Below are 20,274 nucleotides of genomic sequence, written 5' to 3'. Positions count from 1 at the left end.
TGGCGCTGATAGGCGGCCACGCCCATCAAGTCGGCCTTGGTACCGCTGAAGCGGGATGACCACAGCACGCCATCCCGCGACATCAACACCAGGCCCCGGTCGCCCACGGCGGCCAGGCCACCTTGGAACTGGGTGACAGACCACAAGCCGTGATGGGTGGGTGGGGTACGGCGGATCCAGTTCTGGCCGTCGATGGAGGACAGGATGGCGCCACCGCCCCCCACGGCGGTGAAACCGGCGCCGTCGTTGTAGACAACGTCCAGGACGGGTTGGCCGATGGAGGGGCGTTCCACCCGCCACCGCCGCCCGTCGGTCGATGACAGGATGACGCCGCCCGTGCCGACGGCGACCAACCGATCATCGGTGCGGACCAGGGCGCGCACGTCATAGTGCGCGTCCGAGGCCCATTCCTGCCAGGCTTTTCCCGGCCAGGCCAAACCCAATACCCCGCCCGTGCCCGCCGCCGCGATCCCTTCCGTCGTCGCCAGCACCGCATGGATGGTGATGTCGGGAACAGGGGTCAACTGGCGCCAATGACAGCCGTCGCTGGAGCGCAGCAATTCGCCATTGCTGCCGCCCGCCACGAAGCCCAGCGTTGGTGAATAGGTGACGGCGTCCAGAACCGCCCGGTTGCCCAGGAGGCAGGGGGTCCAAACCACGCCGTCGCTGGACGTGGCGGACAGGCCCTCGCCCACCGCCACGAACCGGCCGGCCTCATAGGTCACGGCGTTCAGGTTGGCGTCATTCAGGTTGACGTCGGCGGACAGTTCGACCGCTGTCCAGGTCCGGCCATCGGTGGAGGTCGCGAGGCCGGCCGCACCCAAGGCGACATAACGGTCGGGTGACGCGGCGACGGCGGTCAAGGTGCCGGCGACGCCGGTCTGTTCGACGTGCCAGGTGATGGCGTCCGTGGACAGTAGGGCCGTGCCGCCAGAGCCGACCGCCACCAGCCCGCCGGGCCCGCTGGCGATGCCATACAACTCGCTGCGGATGGGCGTGTACTGGCGCGACCATGCCCGGCCGCCGAAATTGGTCAGGACCACGCCGCCTTCCCCGACGGCCACCAGCGTGACGCGACCGCCGATGCGGGCCCGGGCAACACCATGCAGGGTTTCGGAGCCGGCATAGGCCTCATGAAAGCCGGCAATGGCCACCACCGGGGCGGGGGCGACCGTTCGGCGGTACAGCGCCACCACCCCCTGGGGGAACAGCCAAGCGATCAAGGCCAGGCCCGCGAACAGAGTCGCCAGGAATGCCAGGCGCCGGCGGATGGTCATGGGACGGAAGGCCACCGGGATCACGGCGCGCGGGGGGACGGCGACAGGGGCGTCGGCTGCGGGGCCACCGTGTCGGCGGCGGCGGGATGGGCGGCGGCGGGTGGCGGTGCCGTGCCCTGGCCCCCCCCAGGTGCGACCCCGCCCGGGAATACCGGCTGATGCGGCGGGCCTTGGTTGGAGGAGGGTGGCGTACGAGACGGGGCGTCCAGCGGGGCGACACCATCGGGCAGGGGGGCGGCCACGAACGTCCCTCCTGGGGATCGCCAAGCGCTTTCCCCGACGCCGCGCCGCCGTTGCCCTGTGTCGCCGGCACGGTGCCGACGCGCGGCCCTTTGGATGGTGGTGCTTCCGTTCCCGATCCGGCCAGGTCGACCGGCAGGGCGCTTCCCCGCTCCGTGGTGTCGAGGATCAGCGGCAAGCCGTTCTGTGAGCCAATGACCACCACCTTGGCGTTGGGCGATTTGGCCAGGGCCAGGGTGGCCTCGATGCCTTTCCAGCGCAGGTAGCGGTCCGAGATGCCGTTGGACACGATCTCCTGGAACTGGCGCACGCCCTGGGCCTCGATGGCCTTGCGCTCGCTTTCCAGCCGTTCCTTCTCCAGCACGAATTGGAAGCGGAGCGCGTTCTGCTCTTCCGCGATCTTCTGCTCGATGCTGGCCTGCACGGTGGGCGGCAGGGCGATGTTCCGGATGAAGATGTCCTGGATGTTCAGCATCTGGCGGTTACCGCCCATGTCCAGATGGCTGCGGGTCAGTTCATTGCGGACCAGGGCCGCCACCCGCTGTTCCAGGATGGAGCGATTGATGCTGTACAGATCGTCCGGCCGCAGCTCCGCCATGGCGTTGCGGATCTCGGAACTCATGGTCGGCAGGATCAGGGTCGTCTCGAACTGCGGGCCCAGCGTCTCATGCAGGTTGGCGACCAGGTCGCGGTCGATGAAATAGGAGATGGTCAGTTGCACGTCGACCGACAGGCCGTCCCGGGTCAGGGCCTGCACCGTCTCATCCAGCCGCCGCAGGCGGACGTCGTAGATGTAGATGCGGTCCCAGGGCGCGATGATCTTCAGGCCGGGATTGAAGTGGAAGCCCAACTGGGTGCCGCCGGCCAAGCGCAGCCACAACACGCCCACCGAACCGGCGGGAATGTTGATGAAGATCCGGTCGGCCAGGGCCACGACCAGGAAAGCCAAAACCAGGACGGCCAGGAATATGTTCAAGCGGTGGCGGCGGCGCCAAGCCTTGAAGCGGGCCCGCAGGCCCGGCTTCGCGGCGGGGGGCGTCGTGTTCGCGTCCGTGGCTGCGGTCATGCCTCCACACCGTTCTTCATCAGGTCCTCAACGGGTTGGGAATAGTCCCCGGATGGGTTAGGCTAAGGGCGGCGATCGGCGCGGTGGTCATTCCGAGAGCCCCCTTGGCCTTTAACGACGCCGGAAATTAACTGAATTTGGCGAGCGCGAGAAGCCGCTAATCGTAATCCGAACAAAACCCACCAAACTTCCCGCCCAGAGATTGTGGTGTCGCCGGCGACATTGACCCTGCGTCGGTGGATGGCAGTCCTGGTTGAAGCCCGCCGCCCGGCGCTGACCGGGCGGCGGCCGTTGTCTCAGCCCTGGGCGGCCATGCGGCGGGCGACGTCGGCGGCGCTGATGCCCTCAAGGGCCAGACCGTAGGCGGTGCCTTCATCGATCAGGCGGCGGAGCTGCTGGGTCAGCGCGATGCGGGTGTAGCGGCCGGTCAGCGGCGGCAGCGCGGCGATGCCGTCGGCGATCTCATGGGCGCGGGCGAGCAGGCGGTCGGCCGGCACGATCTCGTTGACGACGCCCCAGTCCTTCGCCGTCTGGGCGTTCAGCACCTGGCGGGTGAGCAGGAAATAGCGCCCCCGGACCGAGCCGATCACATGCGGCCACAACAGGTGCATGCCGTCGCCGGGCACGATGCCGAACTCGAAGTGTGGCTTGTCCTGGAACACGGTATCCGGCGTCGCCAGGATGATGTCGGTCAGCAGCGCGTATTCACTGTGCAGCAGAACCGGGCCGTTCAGCGCCGTGATCATGGGCACCTCAATATCAAGGATGTTGGACAGCACCTTGCGGCCCTCGCGCAGGATCTTGTCGTAACCCTGGGGGGTGAAGAAGTCGAAGCCCTCGGGGTTGATCATGTCCATGAAGGCGTCGCCCGTGCCGGTCAGGATCACCGCCCGATTGTCCCGGTCCTCGCCGATCTGGTGGAACAGCTCCACGAATTGCTCATGCGTATGCCCATTGAAGACGAGCTTGCCGCCATTGGTATGCAGGGCGACCTCCAGCACGCCATTGTCCTTGCGGGTCAGGCGGGCGTTGGGGAAAGCGTCGTGATAGGTCTCGAACTTGGCCATGATGCCGATCCTTCATCTCAAGCCGTCCGGAAGTGGCGGCTTGACGGATTAGCTAGGCCATCCAACGGCGGGACGGGACGATGGCGCGGGGCGATATGGCTTATTCCAATGCGGAATAGGGTGTAGCCATCGCCGCTTCCACGAAGCGGGCGAATTCGCGCGCCTTGGCGCTGGCCATGCGTCCCCCGGGAAAGACCGCCCACAGGTCGAGGGCGGGCAGGGCCCAGTCCCGCAGCACCCGGCGCACCGCGCCGCTGGCGAGTTCGGGCGCGAACATCCAGTCCGAGGCGACCGTCAACCCCATGTCGGCGAGGACCGCCGCCCGCTGTCCCTCGGCGGCGCTCACCTTGACGCGCCCGCGCATGGAAACCGACGCTTCGGTGCCATCGCGGGTGAAACACCACACGCTGGGCAAATGGCTGTGGATCACGGCCTCGTGCCCGGCGAGGTCGGCGGGGCTGAGCGGTTCCCCCCGGCGCGCCAGATAGGCGGGCGTGGCCAACACGGAGCGTGCCCCCGTCGCCAGCTTGCGCGCGACAGCGGATGAATCGGGCAGCGTGCCCATACGCAGCGACACGTCGACGCCTTCGGCGACCAGGTCGATGACGCGGTCGTCGAGGATCACATCGATTTCAATCTCGGGATGCTGGTCGAGGAAGCGTGGCAGCAGCGGCACGATATGCAGGCGGGCGAAGGTGGTCGCGGCCGAAACGCGCAACACGCCGGACAGCCCCGCCCCCGCGCCGCGCGCGGCCAAATCGGCCTCATCGGCTTCCCGGATGGCGGTCTTGGCCCGCTCATAAAAGCGGTGCCCCGCCTCGGTCGGGCTCAAACCGTGGGTCGAGCGGATCAGGAGGTTGACCTGAAGCCGGTCTTCCAACTGGGCGATCGTCTTCGACACCGCGGGCTGGCCGACATTCAGCTGCCGTGCGGCGGCCGAGAAGGAGCCGGTCTCCACCACCCGCACGAAGGCCGCCATCGCTTGATATCGGTCCATGCCATTCCTCCTTGGAATGACGATTATCGCCCAGAGCCTGCTGCCGCGTCGAGCGTCGGAGAGGCATGAATCGCCTGCCTTCGGATGGGCCGAAGGGGGCGAGGAGATCGAGATCATGGTCCGCTGGCTGATGGGAACCGCCGCCGGGCCATCCGTCCTTCAGGGAATCCTCGCCTTTCAAATCACCGGCAGCCCGGTTTCGGCACTTCTGGCGCTGGCAGCGCCGATCCTGCGGGCCGGGCTCCGTTACAAGGAAGCGCACCATGCTTAAGGTTTACGCCTTCGCCACGCCCAACAGCATCAAGGTGCCGATCGCCCTGGAGGAACTGGGGCTCGATTATGAGCTGCACGGCGTCAACGTCCGCAAGGGCGAGCAGAAGGCACCCGATTTCGTCGTCCTCAACCCCAACGCCAAGGTGCCGGTGCTGGTCGATGGCGACCTGGTCCTGACCGAATCCGCCGCCATCCTGGTCCATCTCGCCGAAAAGACCGGCCGCTTGCTGCCACTCTCCGGTGAAGGCCGGGCGCGAGTGTTCGAGCAGCTCTTCTTCCATGCCTCCGGGCTGAGCCCCGCCTTCGGCCAGTCCGGCTTTTTCCAGCGCTTCGCGGCCGAGCCGCAGCCGATCGCGATAGAGCGCTTCCTGGGCGAAGCCATGCGCACCGTGTCCGTGCTGGACGGCGTGCTGTCACGGCATCGCTACGCCGCTGGCGACCGCTTCACCATCGCCGACATCGCCCATTTCGGCTGGCTGTGGCGGCGTGAGTTTGCGGGTGTGGGGCTGGAGGACACGCCCCACGTCGCGCGCTGGTACGCCGACGTGGCGGCGCGACCCGCCGTCCAGCGCGCCCTTTCCCGCGTGAACGCCCTGCTGCCATCCGACTGACCCGAATTCGCGGCGGGAGAGAGCCCGCCCTCTCACGGAGATATTCCCATGTCCCTTCAATCGAAGCTCGACGCCTTCAAGGCGAACTTTGAGGCCGGCAAGCCGCCCTACAACGTGCCACCGTCGGTGATCGAAACCATGCACCGCGCGACCGCCGACCTGATTGCCAGCGGCGCCGCCACCCGTGCCTTGAAGGCCGGCGATCAGGCCCCTCGTTTCACGCTGAATGATGCCGACGGCAGGCTCGTCTCATCGGCGGCATTGCTGGCCCAAGGGCCACTGGTGATGAGTTTCTATCGCGGCGTCTGGTGCCCCTATTGCAACATGGAGCTGCAGGCGCTTCAGGCCACCCTGCCGGAATTCGAGGCGCTGGGAGCCAGCCTCGTCGCCCTCTCTCCGCAGCTGCCGGTGAACAGCCGCAAGTCCGTCCGCCAGAACGCGCTCAGCTTTCCCATCCTGTCCGATACGCACAACGACGTGGCCGCCGCCTTTGGTCTCCGGTTTGAATTGCCTGGGTACCTTGTCGATCTCTACAAGGGCCTGAAGAACGATCTTCCGGCCTTCAACGGCGACCCGAGTTGGACGCTGCCGATGCCGGCCCGCTACGTCATCGCGCCGGACGGGACGATCCTCTACGCCGAGGTGAATCCGGATTACACCCGTCGGCCCGAGCCTGAGGACATGCTGCCGGCGCTGCGCCGCGCCATGGCCATCTGATCATACCCGTCGGCCGCGCCGATGGCCCCGTCCTGCTAACGAGGTTTGCCCCATGTCCCGGACTTTTCTCATCACTGGCGCCAGCAAGGGTATCGGGCTGGCGCTCGCCCAGCGTCTGACGCGGAATGGCCACACGGTCGTCGGCCTGGCGCGAGGCCCGGCACCGGCCTTTCCGGGTACGCTTATTCCCGTTGACTTGGCGGATGAACGCGCGACCGGGGAAGTGCTTGCCGACCTTGCCGCCCGCCTTCGCTTTGATGGCGTCGTCAACAACGTCGGCTTGGTTCGCCCGCAACGGCTCGGCGCGGTCGACCTTTCCACCCTCGATGAGGTCATGCGGGTCAACCTGCACCCGGCGGTGCAAACAGTGCAGGCCTTGCTGCCCGGGATGCGGGAGCGAGGCTGGGGGCGTGTCGTCAACATCTCCAGCTTGACGGTCCTCGGTTCGGTCGAGCGCACGGCCTATGCCGCGGCCAAGGCCGCCCTGGTCAGTTTCAGCCGGGGCTGGGCGCTGGAACTCGCGGCGACCGGCATCACGGTGAACGCGGTCGCTCCCGGCCCCACGGAGACGGAGCTGTTTCGCGCCAACAATCCCCGGGCAGCGAGGGGGAGCGCCGCTATCTCGCCGGCGTCCCTATGGGCCGGTTCGCGGCACCCGACGAAATCGCCGCTGCCATCGCCTTCCTGCTGTCTGAGGAGGCCGGATTCATCACGGGGCAGACGCTGCACGTCGATGGGGGCGCTTCGATCGGCAGAATCGCTTTCTGACTGGGCGGCCGCACCGCCGCCATGGCCGGCACCGCCTCATACGGTGCCGGCCTATCCTTGGGGAAAGGCAGGGATCAGGGCTCCGTGCCCAGGCACACATATTTCAGGTCCAGGTACTCCTCGATGCCATGGCGGGAGCCCTCCCGGCCCAGGCCGGACTCCTTCATGCCGCCGAACGGGGCCACTTCGGTGGAGATGGCGGCGGTGTTGATGCCGACCATGCCGAAGTCCAGCGCCTCGGACACCCGGACGAAACGGTTGAGGTCGCGGGTGTAGGCATAGGCCGCCAGACCCGCCGCCGTGTCGTTGGCCAGGGCCACCGCCTCCGCCTCAGTGGTGAAGCGGTGCAGGGCCGCCACCGGTCCGAACGTCTCCTCCCGCATGATCCGCATCGTCCGCGTCAGGCCCGTCAGCACCGTCGGGCTGTAGAAGGTGCCGCTGTCCCCCAGGCGATGGCCGCCGGTCAAGACGGTGGCCCCGTGTGAAACGGCGTCGTCAACATGGCCCGCCACCTTGGCCAGCGCCTCGGCGTTGATCAGGGGGCCCTGATCGGTGGGGCCGGCCAAGCCGTCGCCCACCACCATCCCGGCCACGCGCGCCGCCAGGCGCTGGGCGAAGGCGTCGTGGATGCCGTCCTGCACCAAGAGGCGGTTGGCGCAGACGCAGGTCTGGCCGGTATTGCGGAACTTGGCCAGGATGGCGCCGTCGACCGCGGCGTCCAGGTCGGCGTCGTCAAAGACGATGAAGGGCGCGTTGCCGCCCAGTTCCATGGACACGCGCTTCATGGTGCCGGCCGCCGCCGCCGTCAGCCGCTTGCCCACGGCGGTGGACCCGGTGAAGGTCAACTTGCGCACCCGGGCGTCGGCCATCCAGGCATCGCCGATGGCGGGCGCGTCGCCGCACAGGATGTTCAGAACGCCGGCCGGAACGCCGGCCTCCTCCGCCAGGACGGCCAGGGCCAGCGCGCTCAGCGGCGTCAGCTCCGATGGCTTCAGCACCACGGTGCAGCCGGCCGCCAGCGCCGCGCCCACCTTGCGGGTGATCATGGCGGCGGGGAAGTTCCACGGGGTGATGGCGGCCACCACCCCCACCGGCTGGCGGGTCACCAGGATGCGGGCGTCGGCACGGTGGCCGGGGATGGTTTCGCCATAGACGCGCTTGGCTTCCTCTCCGAACCATTCAAGGAAGCTGGCGGCATAGGCGATCTCTCCCTTCGCCTCGGCCAGGGGCTTGCCTTGCTCCGCCGTCAGCAGGCGGGCCAGGTCCTCGGTATGGGCGACCATGAGGTCGAACCACCGGCGCAGGATGGCCGCGCGGTCCTTGGCCGCGCGCTTGCGCCAGCCCGGCAGGGCGGCGTGGGCGGCATCGGCGGCGGCCCGCGCCTCGGCCCCGCCCGCGCGGGGGATGCGGGCCAGGATCTGGCCGGTGGCGGGGTTGGTGACCGCCACCGTCTCCGCATCGGCCGCCAGCCACCGTCCACCGATATGGCTGGCCTGGCGCAGCAGGTCCGGGCGCGCCAGCGCCAGGTGGCTCAGGTCCGTGCCGGCGCTCATCGCGGCACCGTCAGGGCCTGGGCCAGGATATCCAGGCCGGCGTCCAGCTGCGCGTCGGGAATGGTCAGGGGCGCCAGGATGCGGATGACGTTGCCATGGACGCCGCAGGACAGCAGGATCAGGCCCAGTTCCAGCGCCCGCGCCGTGACCTGGCGGGTGGCGTCGGTATCCGGGTCCACGCCGCCGCGTTCCTTGAAGATCTCGAAGGCCACCATGGCGCCGGGACCGCGGATGGCGCCGATGGGCAGGGTGTCGTTGCGCTCCCGTACCGTTTCCAGCCTGGTCTTGATGCGTTCGCCGATGGCATCGGCGCGGGCCAGCAGCCCTTCCTCCTCGATGACGTCCAGCACAGCCAGGGCGGCGGCGCAGGCCACGGGGTTGCCGCCATAGGTGCCGCCCATGCCGCCGGGCGCCACCGTGTCCATGATCGCGGCCCGGCCGATGACGCCGGACAGGGGAAGCCGCCGGCCAGCGACTTGGCGATGGTGACCAGGTCCGGCTCCACGCCGGTATGCTCGATGCCGAACATGCGCCCGGTGCGGCCAAAGCCCGCCTGCACCTCATCGGCGATCAGCAGGATGCCATGGGCGTCGCACAGGCGGCGCAGTTCGCGCAGCAGTTCCGGCGGGGCGGGGTTGAAGCCGCCCTCGCCCTGCACCGGTTCCAGGATGAAGGCGGCGACGCGCTCCGGCTCCACATCGGCCCGGAACAGGAAGTCCAGCGCCTTCAGACTGTCGGCGACGGTGGTGCCATGGTGCGGTATCGGGAAGGGCAGGTGCCACACCTCCGGCGGCATGGGGCCTGCGTCCTTCTTGTAGGGATTGACCTTGCCGGTCAGGGCGGAGGTCATGAGCGTGCGGCCGTGGAAGGCGCCGGTGAAGGCGATGACGCCGCTGCGCCCGGTGGCGACGCGGGCGATCTTGACGGCGTTCTCCACCGCCTCGGCGCCCGTGGTGAAGAACACGGTCTTGGCAGGGCCGCTGAACGGGGCCAGCGCGTTCAGGCGCTCCGCCAAGGCGACATAAGGCTCGTAGGCCGCCACCTGGAAGGCGCTGTGGGTGAACCGCTCCATCTGCGCGGCGGCGGCGGCCATGACCCGGGGATGACGGTGGCCAGTGTTCAGCACGGCGATGCCGCCCGCGAAGTCGATATAGCGCCGTCCATCGACATCCCATAGCAGGGAGTTGTCGGCGCGGTCGGCATAGATGGCGGTGGCATGGGCCACGCCGCGCGGCACGGCTTTGGTGCGGCGGGCAAGAAGGTCAGCGTTACGGGACATGATGGGGCATCCTCCGCGGCGAGGGTAGGGGGCGGCGATCCCGTCGGCGCATGGGCGGGGTGGACCGGCGGGTCGATGGGAAAAGTCAGGCCGACTAAAGTGTCGCGGCGTCAGCCGCGTTGTCGTCGCCGGTCCAGGGCCAGGGTGGCCAGGCACAGCTGCTCGAACAGGATTTGGGCGCCGACCTGGGCCGTGTTGCTGGTGGGGTCGTATTGCGGGGCGATTTCCACCACGTCGGCGCCGACCACATCCAGGCCGGCCAGTCCGCGCAGGATGGCCAGCGCCTCCCGCGAGGTCAGGCCGCCCACCTCGGGCGTGCCGGTGCCGGGGGCGTAGACCGGGTCCAGGCAATCGACGTCGAAGGAGATATAGACCGGGCCGTCGCCGACCACTTCCCGCGCCTTGGCGATCACCGCCTTGGCGCCCATCTCCGCCACGTCTTCGGCGTGCAGCACGGTCATGCCGGCGTCGTAGGAGAATTCCCAGAAGAATTCCGCGCTGCCCCGGATGCCGATCTGGATGGTGCGGTCCGGGTCCAGCACCCCGTCCAGCACGGCCAGGCGGAAGGGGCCGCTGTGGTGGAAGCGGGCGCTGTCGTCGCTGCCGCTGGTGTCGCAATGGGCGTCGAAATGGATCATGCCCACGGGGCGCTCCCGGCCCAGCGCCTTCAGGATGGAATAGCTGACGGAATGGTCGCCGCCCACGCTCAGCGGCACCACCCCCGTCGCCGCCAGCCGGCCGTAAAAGGCCTGGATGTCGTGGTGGCAGGCCGCCAGGCTCAGATAGTTGCTGAAGGGCACGTCGCCGATGTCGGCGATACTGGCCTGGGCGGAGGGAACCAGGCGCAGCACATGCTCATACGGGCCGATGCGGTCCATGCCACGGACGGCGCGGGGACCGAAGCGCGACCCCGCCCGGTTGGTGACGCCCAAATCCATGGGCACGCCGACCAAGGCGATGTCCAGGCCGCCGAAATCGTCCAGTGCCGCCAGCTCGGGACGCAGGGGGGCGTCCAGCAGAGTGCCGGCGTCGGCGAAGGGCTGGCGCGGCGCCTCCGCGCCCCGGAACACCGCCTCCGCCACGTCACGGAAATGCGGGTCGAAAAAATCGGCCGGCGAGGCGGCGCCGTAGCGCTGCCGCAGGCGGTCCAGCTTGGTCTGATCCACTGTCGTCCCCCTATCTCAGCGTGCCGTGTCTCAGCGTGCCGCCAGGATTTCGGCGGCGGCCCGCTCGCCGGACCGGATGGCGCCGTCCATATAGCCGGGCCAGCGGCTGGCCGTTTCCGTACCGGCCCAATGGATGCGTCCCGTAGGCTGGCGCAAGGTCGCGCCCAGGCTGGTCCAGGCCCCCGGCACCATAACGCCGGCATAGCCGCCCCGGGCGTATTCCTCCTCCAGCCAGGACAGCTCGATATACTCCCGCATATCGGCGGCCCGGGGCCCGAACAGCCGCGCCAGGGACCGGGTGATGGCGGTCTGGCGCTCGGCCGGCGTGCGGGCGGTCCATTCCTTGGCTTCGTCCCCCTCGATGAAGGCGACCAGGATGCCGGGCGTGCCGCCGGCGGGGGAATTGTCGTAGATCAGGCTGACCGGGCCGTCCTCGCTGATCGCCATCCCCGACAGCCCTTCCTCTCGCCAGAAGGGGGTGGGATAAAGGCACTGCACCTTGATGCAGGCGCCCATGGGCATGCGCTGGGCCAGATGGTCCCGCGTCCCGGGCAGCGGCGGGCTGTAGCGCAGGCGGGCCGCCAGCGCCGGGGGCAGGGTCACGATGGCGTGGCGGGCGCGGACCATGTCGCCCGTGGCGGTGGTGATGGTCACGCCGTTCCCGTCCTGGGCCAGGGCGGCCACCGGGGTATCGAGACGCAGGTGCGGCCGCACCGTGTCCGCCAGCCGTTCCGCCAGATGCTGCGCCCCCAGGCTGAAGCGCCGTTCCTGCGCGCCGCCGCCCATGCTGATCAGGGCGGCCAGCCCGCCGGCGGCCTTGATATAGAAAAGGACGTGCAGCAGCGACAGCTCCCGCGCCTCCGACGCCAGGACGGAGCGGGCCAGGAAGCGCATCCAGAACCGCGCCTCATCGCTGGTGGCCGTGCGGATGATCCAGGCGTCGAAGCTCTCGCTGTCCAGGGCGGCGGCGTCGGGGCTGGTCCAGGGGGCCTCGGCATCCACCGTCTGCGCCAGGGTGTCCAGTGCCTGGAACGTCGCCTCCACCTCCGCCAGGGCCGCCGGCTCATGGGGCGGCAGCAGACCGGTGAAGCGCATCAGGCGCCCGTTGTGCAGACAAAGGTTCTCCCCCTCCTCGAAGGAGGTGAAGGTTTCCACCCCCAGCTCCTCGGCCAGGGCCAGCACCTTGTCCTGGCCGGGCCCCACCCATTGTCCGCCAACGTCGATGGGGGTGCCGTCTTGGGCATGGCGGGTATGGATGCGGCCGCCGACGCGGTCGCGCGCCTCCAGCACCGTGACGCGCAGGCCGGCGTTCACCAGGGCGCGGGCGGCGGTCAGGCCGGCGAAACCGGCCCCGATGATGGCGACATCGACCGGTTCCGCGCAGGCGGATTCCGGGCGGCAGGCGGACTCGATGGGCTGGCCCATGACGCTCTCCGGTTCTTAGAGGTAGGTGCGCTGCGCGGCGATGATCAGGGACTGCACCGCTTGGCGCGAGCGGAAGCTGTTGGCGGTCGCCAGCCATTGCAGGAGGATGCCGACGAAGCCGGTGAAGATGAAATTGGCCAGCCCGTCGATGTCCGGCTTGATGCTGCCGTCGCGGACATCGCTGGCGTCGGCCAGGACGGACCGGTACAGGTCCAGATATTCCTCATACTTGCGCTTGGCCAGCCATTCGGACCCCGGCGTGCTCAGCGCGTAAAGGGTCAGGTTGAACAGGGCCAGTTGCTCATCGGGGCTGCGCTCCACCTCTCCCCGGATGAAGGTCAGCAGGTGGTCGATGCGGTCGTGCAGCCGTTCGGGCGTGGAGAAATAGGCGGCCAGGCTCTCACGTGACTTCGCCACCAGGTGGGTCAGCACGTTCATCAGCACGGCGTCCTTGCCGTCGAAATAATAGTGCAGGGTGCCCAGGTTCACGCTGGCTTCGCCCGCGATCTTGCGCGTGGTGGTCCCGTGCACGCCTTCGCGGGCGATGACGGTGACGGCGGCGGCCATGATGGCTTCCCGCTTTTCCTCGCGCTTTTCCTCGCCTTTGGTTTTGGGGGGCTTGGACACGGGCGTTTCCTCTGGTCTCGCGGGCGGCTGGCCCCTGGGGCGAGCGGTGGCGCGGGCGGTGGGGCGGGACGGCATGCTGATCGGGGTGTTAGCGGGGGTCAACGGCGGCGGTTGATGGCGGCTGGGGATCAATCGGGATGATAGGCCCAAGCCGTTCCTCCAGCGCCGCCGCGGCGGCCAGCACCAGGCCGTCGCGGAAGCGGCCGGCCACCAGTTGGACGCCCAGGGGGCCGTTTGTTCCCCGGTGCACCGGCACCGACAGGGCGGGCACGCCCAGGAAGGCCGTCGCCGTGCAAGGGCTGTGCGCGGTCAGCAGCCGGCGGGCCTCCTCCACGCCACGCACATCGTAGCCGACAGGGAAGGGCGCCGACCAGGCGGTGGGCATCAGCAGCAGCGGGAAATCCTCGAAGAACATCTGCCAAGCGCGCTGGAAGGTGGTGCGGCTGGCCAGGCCGGCCAGCATCTCCTCCGCCGACAGGGTGGGGACGCAGGCCGCCGTCAGGTCCAGGGAGCGCAGGAACGTCTCGTCGCCCAGGGCGAAGGTGGCGCGCGCGCCGGGGCTGCGGCAGTCGTTGGACAGCAGGGTCATCCACAACTCTGCCGCCTCCTCGAAGCGGGGCGGTGCCGCCTCCACCACCTCATAGCCGGCGTCGGCCAGGCAGTCGGCGGCGCGGCGCAGGGCGGCCAGGACGGGGGCGTCGGCAGCGTGGTCCGCCGTGCCGGTGAACAGGGCGACCCGGACCCGAGCCGTGTCGTCGGGGAAGTCCAGAGGAGCCGGGACCCAGGCCGGGTCACGCGGATCCCGGACCGCCATGGTCTCCAATCCCAGGCGGATATCGCGGACCGAGCGGGCAAGCACGCCCTGGGTCGATCCCAATTGCAGGCACAGCGACCGCTCGGCCTTGCCCGTGGGGTTGTAGGCGGGAACACGGCCTGTGGTGGGGCGCAGGCCGTAGACGCCGCAGGCGCTGGCCGGCAGGCGGGCCGACCCGGCCAGATCGTTGCCGTGGGCCAGCGGCACCATGCCGGTGGCCACCGCGGCCGCCGCGCCGCCGCTGGACCCGCCCACGTTCAGGGCGGCGTTCCAGGGATTCAGGGTCAGCCCGTGCGGCGCGTTGTCGGTGAACCAGCGGCAGGAGAAGGCGGGGGCGTTGCTGCGGCCCAGCAGGATGGCTCCGGCCTTGCGCCAATTGGCCACCGGCGGGCTGTCCTCCGCCGCCACCGGGCTGGTGAAGGCGGCGACGCCGTTGGTGGTGGCGCTGCCGGCTTGGTCGACATTGATCTTGGTCGTGACAGGCACACCATGCAGCGGCGGCAGATGGGCGCCTGCCGCCCTCCGGGCGTCGGCCTCGGCGGCGGCGGCCAGGGCGGGGTCACGGCTTATCTCGGTGAGAGCGTTCACCGCCGGATTGACGGTGGCGATACGGTCCAGGCAGGCGGCCGTCGCCTCCCGTGCCGAGACCCGTCGTTCCCGGATCGCGGATGCCAGATCCGTGGCATCCCATTGCCAAAGCGCGGTGCCGCCCATGTCCTGTCCCTGTTCCTGAAAGACATTTTTTAAGAAGGCGTCAGCGTCGTGCGGCGGGTCGTTGCCAGGCCGCGGACCGGTTTAGGGGTGCCTTATGGGGCGCCCGGGGGCCGGATCGACGTTCGTCATGTTTCCTGGTTACAGGCAGTCCATGGTGCTGTCAATCATATTTAGTCAATTGATCAATTTATCTTCGGCCCTGTCCGGGCTGAGGATGGGGCGCCAATCGGCGGATTTTTGTCGCGCCTCTCAGGGGATGCACGGTATGGCGACTAGGGAAAATCCATATATCATATTGTTTATGAACGAATAATTTTGAAACGACCCCTGTGTGGCTTTCGCAGATAATTCGTCGAACCTTGAATCTTTATCCTTGACAACCTTTCCGAAATGCGTCGCACTTGGGGCATAAATTGGTCAAATGATCAAACATTGACGTGAACAGGGTATCCGGCCGGGTCTGGCCGGGAACGGCTTTGATGCTCCGGTACGGGACGACCGTCCGGTGATTTCCGATGCAGGCTGGCCCTTTGGGGCGCGGGTCCTTTTGGCGGGGTGCGAAAGCGTCCCCGGACGGGGACGGTTTGCCGGATAATGGCCGCCGCCAAGGCGTGCCGCGCACAGATGAACGGGAAGATTCGGGAGACGGAAATGAAGCGGAAACGGTATGCCTATGCGGCCCTTGGCCTGTCTTGCTCCCTGATTTTGGGGGTATCGTCACGCGCTGCGGAACCGGCCGCCGCACCCACAAGCGGCGCCTCCGACGACGTGTTGCAGGACATCGTGGTGACGGCGCAACGGCGCGCCCAAAGTTTGCAGGATGTGCCCGTGTCGGTCAGCGCCTTCGCCGGCGACGACCTGAAAAGCCGGGGGGTGACCTCCATCGACCAGATCGGCGGCATGATCCCCAACGTCCAGATCCACAACGACAAGGGCGGCGGCGCCCCCACCTGGGTCATCCGCGGCGTGGCGCTGTTCGACTTCAACGCCAACAACAACCCCGCCACCGCCATCTACATCGACGACGTCTACCAAAGCTCCGCCGTCATGGGCGGCGGCGCGCTCTATGACCTGGAGCGGGTGGAGGTGCTGAAGGGCCCGCAGGGCGGGCTGTACGGCCGCAACACCACCGGCGGCGCCGTCCAGGTGCTGTCCAAGCCGGCCAAGCTGGGCGCCACGGATGGCTATGCCTCCGTCGATTACGGCAAATGGAACGAATACCGGGTGGAGGGGGCGCAATCCATCCCTGTCACCGATACCCTGGCGCTGCGCCTCGCCGCGGTGCAGGAAGGGGGCGATGGCTGGCAGAAGACCCTGGCCGGCAATACCCGATGGGGGGCGCCCGACCGGACCTCGGCCCGCCTTCAGGCCCTGTTGCAGCCGTCGGAGCGCTTCACCGCCCAGCTGAAGCTGTTCGGCAGCCGGGACCAGTCACAGACGACGTTGGCCACCAGCAACGCCGCCTATGATGCCACCGGCGGCTTCTGCGGCGCCGTGGCCGGTGGGGGCAACGGCAACGCCTCCTGCCTGAACTTCGCCCAGTTCAACAACCTCATCACCGGCACCACCGGCGCCTTGTCCTCGGCCAGCCAGTCCAACGATGGCCGCGTCGTCATTTCCAGCCCCATCAACCGGCTGGATAATCACGAATGGGGCGCCACGCTGACCCTGGACTATGACTTCGACGCCGCCCGGCTCACGTCGATCAGCGCGGCGGACTATTTCCACTACGGCCAGGTCTACGACTACGACGCCACCAACCTGCGGCTGGGTGACCAGGCGGAACGGGCCACCATCCGCAACCTGTCCCAGGAACTGCGCCTGACCTCCACCGGCGACAGCCGGTTCAAGTGGCTGGCCGGTGCGGTCTATGCCCAGACCGGCTTCCAGGAGTACCGCACCTTCGACATGCGCGACAACGTGGCCGTCGTCTCCGCCTCCTTCACCCCGCTGGGCGTGCCGCAGCAGGACGGCGTGCTGGCGGTGCAGTACCGGCAGCAGACGCGCCACGCCTCGATCTATGGCCAGGGCGACTACGCCTTGACCGACCGCCTGAACCTCTCGGCCTCGCTGCGCTACGCGACGGAGGAGACGGATTTCCGCAACGGTAAGGACTTCTTTCCCCTGGCCGGCATCACCCTGCTGAACAACCTGAACTCCACCTACCGCCTGCACGACCATGTGTCGGGCAAGGTGTCAGCCGATTACCACCTGACCGATACCGTCCTGCTCTACGCCTCGGCGGCCCGTGGGTACAAGTCAGGCGGCGTCTTCGGCGGCTTCCCCCAGGAACCGGGCGACGTGACCCCGTATAAGGAGGAAATCGTCTGGGCCTATGAGACGGGGGTGAAGAGCACTTGGCTGGACCACAGGCTGCAGGTCAACCTGGCCGGCTTCCATTACGACCATAGTAATTTGCAGGCATTGACCACCCTGCCCAGCGTGCTGACGCCCGGCCAGTTCATCTTCCGCCTGACCAATGTGGGCAAGGCCACCCACGACGGCATCGAACTGGAAACGACGTTGAAGCCCTTGCCGGGCCTGACGTTGCAGGCGTCCGGCGCCTATGTCGATGCCGAGGTGACGCAGAGCAACGACGTGCTCTACTCTTTCGACAACCGGGCCCTGCCCTGGCAGGGACGGCGCATCGATTACTCGCCGCGATGGACCGGTTCGTTCAGCGCCCGGTACGACCATGCGGTCACGGCGGATCTGGTGGGTACGGCGCAGCTCGATTTCGATGTGCGCAGCGCCCAGGTGATCGGCAGCACCCTGGTCGACGGCGCCATGCGCAACATCGGCGGTTACGGTCTGCTGAACGGGCGGCTGACCCTGGCATCGGACCAGGATGGCTGGAGCGTGTCGCTGTGGGGCAAGAACCTGCTGAACCGGCATTACTTCACCGATCGCAGCAATGACGGCCTGGGCAGCTATTATTCGGTGTATGGCCGGCCCGTCAGCTATGGCCTGAACCTGACGAAGACCTGGTAAGGCGCCGTGGCCCGCCACGCGCCGCCGCTTACCCCTGGGGAGGCTTCATGGCATCCGTTACCACGTCCACGGACCAACCGGTCCCGCTGATGCTCTCGCTGGCGGCCATCACCGCCTTTGGCCTCATCGGGCCCTTCGTCTTCCTGGTATCGCCCGTCATCGCCGGCCAGTTGGCGCTTGAGTGGCACTGGTCCCCTGGCGACATCGGCTTGCTCATGTCGGTGGAGTTGGGGGGGCCGCCCTGGTCTCCTTCCCGGCGGTTTTTCTGTTGCGGCGCTTCTCCTGGCGGCCGCTGACCGTGGTGGCCACCCTGGTGTTCGTGGGCGCCGGGGTGGGGTCGGCCCTGGTGGCCCGGGCCGGCGGCGATGCCGCCTGGCTCATGCCGTTGCGCTTCCTCGGCGGGGCGGGGGGTGGCGTGCTGTCGGTCGTCTGCCTGTTGGCGGCGGGCAGATCCGCCGATCCTCATCGCGCCTTCGCTTGCTGGACGGGCGGACAGACGGTGTCGGCCGCCCTGGGGCTGCTTTACCTGCCGCGGCTGTTCGGGCATGTCGGCCTTGCCGGGTTCTACGTCCTCCTCGCCGCGGCGGCGTTGCTGGCCCTGGCCGTGGTGGCGGGCCTGCCCGCCGCTTGGCCGGAGCAGTCGGGTTTTGAGCGGGGCGGCGGTTCGGGGGCGGCCCGCCTGAATTTGCTGGCGATCTTCTGCTATTACCTGGCCATCAGCGGCGCCTGGGCCTTCGTCGGTGTGCCGGGTCTGGCCTTGGGCCTGACGGAGGACGGGGTGGGCACCTTGACGGCGGCGGCGATGTTCACCGCTATCCTCGGGTCCGTCCTGGCCACCGTCTCCGGACATTCCCGGCGGCGGGGCGCCTATACGGTGGGCGTCTTCGGTCTCTTGCTGGCCTGCCTGCTGGTGTTGGCCTTTCCGCCCGGCCGGGGCGCCTTCATCGGCGCGGTGGTGCTGCTGCAGGTCTGCTGGTCCTTCCTGGTGCCCATGCTGTTGGCGGCGCTGGCCGATACGGATGACGGCGGCGGGCTGGTGATCCTGTCCAACATGATCATCGGCGGCGGTGCCGCCCTGGGTCCGCTGGTGGCGGGCTACACCCTGGACTATGCCGGGACCTATGTCGCCGTGGCGGCGCAGGGGGCGCTGCTGCTGGCGCTATCGGTCGCCGCCTTCATCGCCGCGCGCCGTCGGTCCTAGACCTCCCCGCAGCCCGGCTTCCCACTTCCTTCGGTTTCACTGCTTGGATCGAACCCCATGTCTTCGCTTCCGCTTCTCCCCTGTTACATCGATGGCCAATGGCGTCAGCCTGAAGGGGGGCGCCTGCTGGATGTCATCAATCCGGCGACCGAGGCCGCTTGCGCCCAGGTGGCCCTTGCCGGCCCGGCCGAGGTGGATTTGGCCGTAGCGGCGGCCCGGCGCGCTTTTGAAACATTCTCCCGGACCAGCCGACAGCAGCGCCTGGACCTGTTGTCCGCCATCCTGGCGGCCTATGGCGCCCGCATGGCGGACATCGGTGATGCCATCCGGCAGGAGATGGGGGCGCCGCTGGGCTTCGCCCGCCAGGTTCAGGCCGGCATCGGCGCCGCTCACCTGGCGCAGATGGTCGACACGCTGCGCGACTTCGTGTTCGAGGAGGAGCGGGGCCCCTTGCGCCTGTGGCGGGAGCCCATCGGCGTTGCCGGGATGATCACCCCGTGGAACTGGCCCATGAACCAGATCGTCTGCAAGGTGGCGCCGGCGCTGGCGGCCGGCTGCAGCATGGTGCTGAAGCCCAGTGAGCTGGCGCCGCTCAGCGCCACCCTGTTCGCGGAGGTGATGCACGCCGCGGGCGTGCCCGCCGGCGTCTTTAACCTGGTCCATGGCGATGGCGCTGGCGTGGGACAGGCCATCGCCGGCCATCCCGACATCGACGTGGTGTCCTTCACCGGCTCGACCCGGGCGGGCGTGCAGGTGGCGAAACTGGCGGCCGATACGGTCAAGCGGGTCAGCCAGGAATTGGGCGGCAAGTCGGCCAACATCATCCTGCCGGATGCCGATATCCCGCGGGCCGTCCGGCAGGGGGTGCTGCGCTGCTTCAACAATACCGGCCAGTCGTGCAACGCGCCGACCCGCATGCTGGTGCCCGAGGATCGCTATGCGGAGGTCGCGGCGATCGCGCGCGAGGCGACCGGAACCGTGGTGGTCGGCGATCCCCTGGACGACGCCACGACGATGGGACCGGTGTCCAACGCCAATCAGTTCGCCAAGGTGCAGCGGTTGATCGAGGTCGGTGTCGCCGAGGGGGCGGAGCTGATCGCGGGCGGCTCTGGCCGGCCGGCGGGGCTGACGCGCGGTTATTATGTCCGGCCCACGGTTTTCGGCCGCGTCACCCCGTCAATGACGGTGGCGCGGGAGGAGATTTCGGGCCCGTCCTGTCCATCCTGACCTATCGGACGGTGGAGGAGGCGGTGACCCTGGCCAACGATACCGTTTACGGCCTGGCTGCCTATGTCCAGTCGGGCGATGCCGCCCAGGCCCAGGCGGTGGCCCGGCAGCTGCGCGCCGGCACCATCTATATCAATGACCCGGCCTGGAGCCCGGCCGTGCCGTTCGGCGGCTACAAGCAGTCCGGCAATGGCCGGGAGTATGCCGAGTTCGGGCTGGGGGAATTCCTGGAACTGAAAGGGGTGGCGGTAGCCTGATCGT

The 20,274-nt window shown here is 68.4% G+C and carries 15 protein-coding genes and 3 pseudogenes; 9 read left to right on the top strand and 9 right to left on the bottom strand.

Going from position 1 to position 20,274, the window contains the following annotated elements; genetic code table 11:
* Positions 1 to 1,131: 1,131 nt before the first annotated feature.
* The 3 genes from UCD39_RS27180 to UCD39_RS27170 form a co-directional block, all read right to left on the bottom strand.
* On the bottom strand, positions 1,132 to 2,583 hold the full coding sequence (locus UCD39_RS27180) for a prohibitin family protein (RefSeq protein ID WP_330498740.1): 1,452 nt from the start codon (positions 2,581 to 2,583) through the stop codon (positions 1,132 to 1,134).
* A gap of 296 nt (positions 2,584 to 2,879) precedes the next feature.
* Entirely contained in the window at positions 2,880 to 3,650 is a 771-nt protein-coding gene (locus UCD39_RS27175; protein WP_330498739.1) for an enoyl-CoA hydratase/isomerase family protein, read from the bottom strand.
* Positions 3,651 to 3,750: 100 nt separating this feature from the next.
* Positions 3,751 to 4,647: a LysR family transcriptional regulator gene (locus UCD39_RS27170; RefSeq protein WP_330498738.1), complete on the bottom strand. Its 897-nt coding sequence runs from the start codon at positions 4,645 to 4,647 to the stop codon at positions 3,751 to 3,753.
* Here UCD39_RS27170 and UCD39_RS27165 point away from each other — a divergent pair.
* The 5 genes and pseudogenes from UCD39_RS27165 (at position 4,646) to UCD39_RS27145 (ending at position 7,016) form a co-directional block, all read left to right on the top strand.
* Entirely contained in the window at positions 4,646 to 4,918 is a 273-nt protein-coding gene (locus UCD39_RS27165) for a hypothetical protein (protein ID WP_330498737.1), read from the top strand. The two genes, UCD39_RS27170 and UCD39_RS27165, sit on opposite strands and share 2 nt — an antisense overlap.
* On the top strand, positions 4,911 to 5,531 hold the full coding sequence (locus tag UCD39_RS27160; RefSeq protein ID WP_330498736.1) for a glutathione S-transferase family protein: 621 nt from the start codon (positions 4,911 to 4,913) through the stop codon (positions 5,529 to 5,531). Before UCD39_RS27165 ends, UCD39_RS27160 begins: the two co-directional genes overlap by 8 nt.
* Before the next feature lie 48 nt (positions 5,532 to 5,579).
* Complete coding sequence (locus UCD39_RS27155) at positions 5,580 to 6,248, top strand: peroxiredoxin-like family protein (protein ID WP_330498735.1); 669 nt, start codon at positions 5,580 to 5,582, stop codon at positions 6,246 to 6,248.
* 52 nt (positions 6,249 to 6,300) lie between these two features.
* Positions 6,301 to 6,783 (top strand): annotated as a pseudogene (locus UCD39_RS27150) (SDR family NAD(P)-dependent oxidoreductase); the annotation flags it as partial.
* Positions 6,784 to 6,884: 101 nt separating this feature from the next.
* On the top strand, positions 6,885 to 7,016 hold the full coding sequence (locus UCD39_RS27145; RefSeq protein ID WP_330498734.1) for an SDR family oxidoreductase: 132 nt from the start codon (positions 6,885 to 6,887) through the stop codon (positions 7,014 to 7,016).
* A 74-nt stretch (positions 7,017 to 7,090) separates the two neighbouring features.
* Here the strand turns inward: UCD39_RS27145 and UCD39_RS27140 are convergent, their stop codons facing one another.
* The 6 genes and pseudogenes from UCD39_RS27140 to UCD39_RS27115 all read right to left on the bottom strand — a co-directional run bounded on the left by UCD39_RS27140 (position 7,091) and on the right by UCD39_RS27115 (position 14,594).
* On the bottom strand, positions 7,091 to 8,569 hold the full coding sequence (locus UCD39_RS27140; RefSeq protein WP_330498733.1) for an NAD-dependent succinate-semialdehyde dehydrogenase: 1,479 nt from the start codon (positions 8,567 to 8,569) through the stop codon (positions 7,091 to 7,093).
* Positions 8,566 to 9,848, bottom strand: a pseudogene (gabT, locus tag UCD39_RS27135) (4-aminobutyrate--2-oxoglutarate transaminase). The gene UCD39_RS27140 and the pseudogene gabT overlap by 4 nt, the downstream one beginning before the upstream one ends.
* A 110-nt stretch (positions 9,849 to 9,958) precedes the next feature.
* The gene (gene speB / locus UCD39_RS27130) at positions 9,959 to 11,014 is read right to left on the bottom strand and encodes an agmatinase (protein ID WP_330498732.1); all 1,056 of its coding nucleotides are present in this window, start codon (positions 11,012 to 11,014) and stop codon (positions 9,959 to 9,961) included.
* A 30-nt stretch (positions 11,015 to 11,044) separates the two neighbouring features.
* Positions 11,045 to 12,439 carry a flavin monoamine oxidase family protein gene (locus UCD39_RS27125; protein WP_330498731.1) on the bottom strand — a complete coding sequence of 465 codons (1,395 nt, stop codon included), beginning with the start codon at positions 12,437 to 12,439 and terminating at the stop codon, positions 11,045 to 11,047.
* Positions 12,440 to 12,454: 15 nt separating this feature from the next.
* Positions 12,455 to 13,066 (bottom strand): TetR/AcrR family transcriptional regulator, encoded by a 612-nt coding sequence (locus UCD39_RS27120; RefSeq protein ID WP_330498730.1) that lies wholly within the window; start codon positions 13,064 to 13,066, stop codon positions 12,455 to 12,457.
* Positions 13,067 to 13,154: 88 nt separating this feature from the next.
* Positions 13,155 to 14,594 carry an amidase gene (locus UCD39_RS27115; protein WP_330498729.1) on the bottom strand — a complete coding sequence of 480 codons (1,440 nt, stop codon included), beginning with the start codon at positions 14,592 to 14,594 and terminating at the stop codon, positions 13,155 to 13,157.
* 651 nt (positions 14,595 to 15,245) lie between these two features.
* Here UCD39_RS27115 and UCD39_RS27110 point away from each other — a divergent pair.
* From UCD39_RS27110 to UCD39_RS27095, 4 genes and pseudogenes are all read left to right on the top strand, one after another.
* Positions 15,246 to 17,585 carry a TonB-dependent receptor gene (locus UCD39_RS27110; protein ID WP_330498728.1) on the top strand — a complete coding sequence of 780 codons (2,340 nt, stop codon included), beginning with the start codon at positions 15,246 to 15,248 and terminating at the stop codon, positions 17,583 to 17,585.
* A gap of 47 nt (positions 17,586 to 17,632) precedes the next feature.
* A complete protein-coding gene (locus UCD39_RS27105) occupies positions 17,633 to 17,881 on the top strand; it encodes a hypothetical protein (RefSeq protein ID WP_330498727.1) in 249 nt (82 codons plus the stop codon).
* Entirely contained in the window at positions 17,854 to 18,786 is a 933-nt protein-coding gene (locus tag UCD39_RS27100; protein ID WP_330498726.1) for an MFS transporter, read from the top strand. The genes UCD39_RS27105 and UCD39_RS27100 overlap by 28 nt, the downstream gene beginning before the upstream one ends.
* A gap of 57 nt (positions 18,787 to 18,843) precedes the next feature.
* Positions 18,844 to 20,270 (top strand): annotated as a pseudogene (locus UCD39_RS27095) (aldehyde dehydrogenase family protein).
* The last annotated feature ends 4 nt before the right edge of the window (positions 20,271 to 20,274 follow it).

This window comes from Nitrospirillum karajorum (assembly GCF_036348415.1).
GTDB lineage: Bacteria > Pseudomonadota > Alphaproteobacteria > Azospirillales > Azospirillaceae > Nitrospirillum > Nitrospirillum amazonense_B.
The sequence above is the reverse complement of the archived record's forward strand: the minus strand, read 5'-3'. Positions and strand labels throughout refer to the sequence as shown.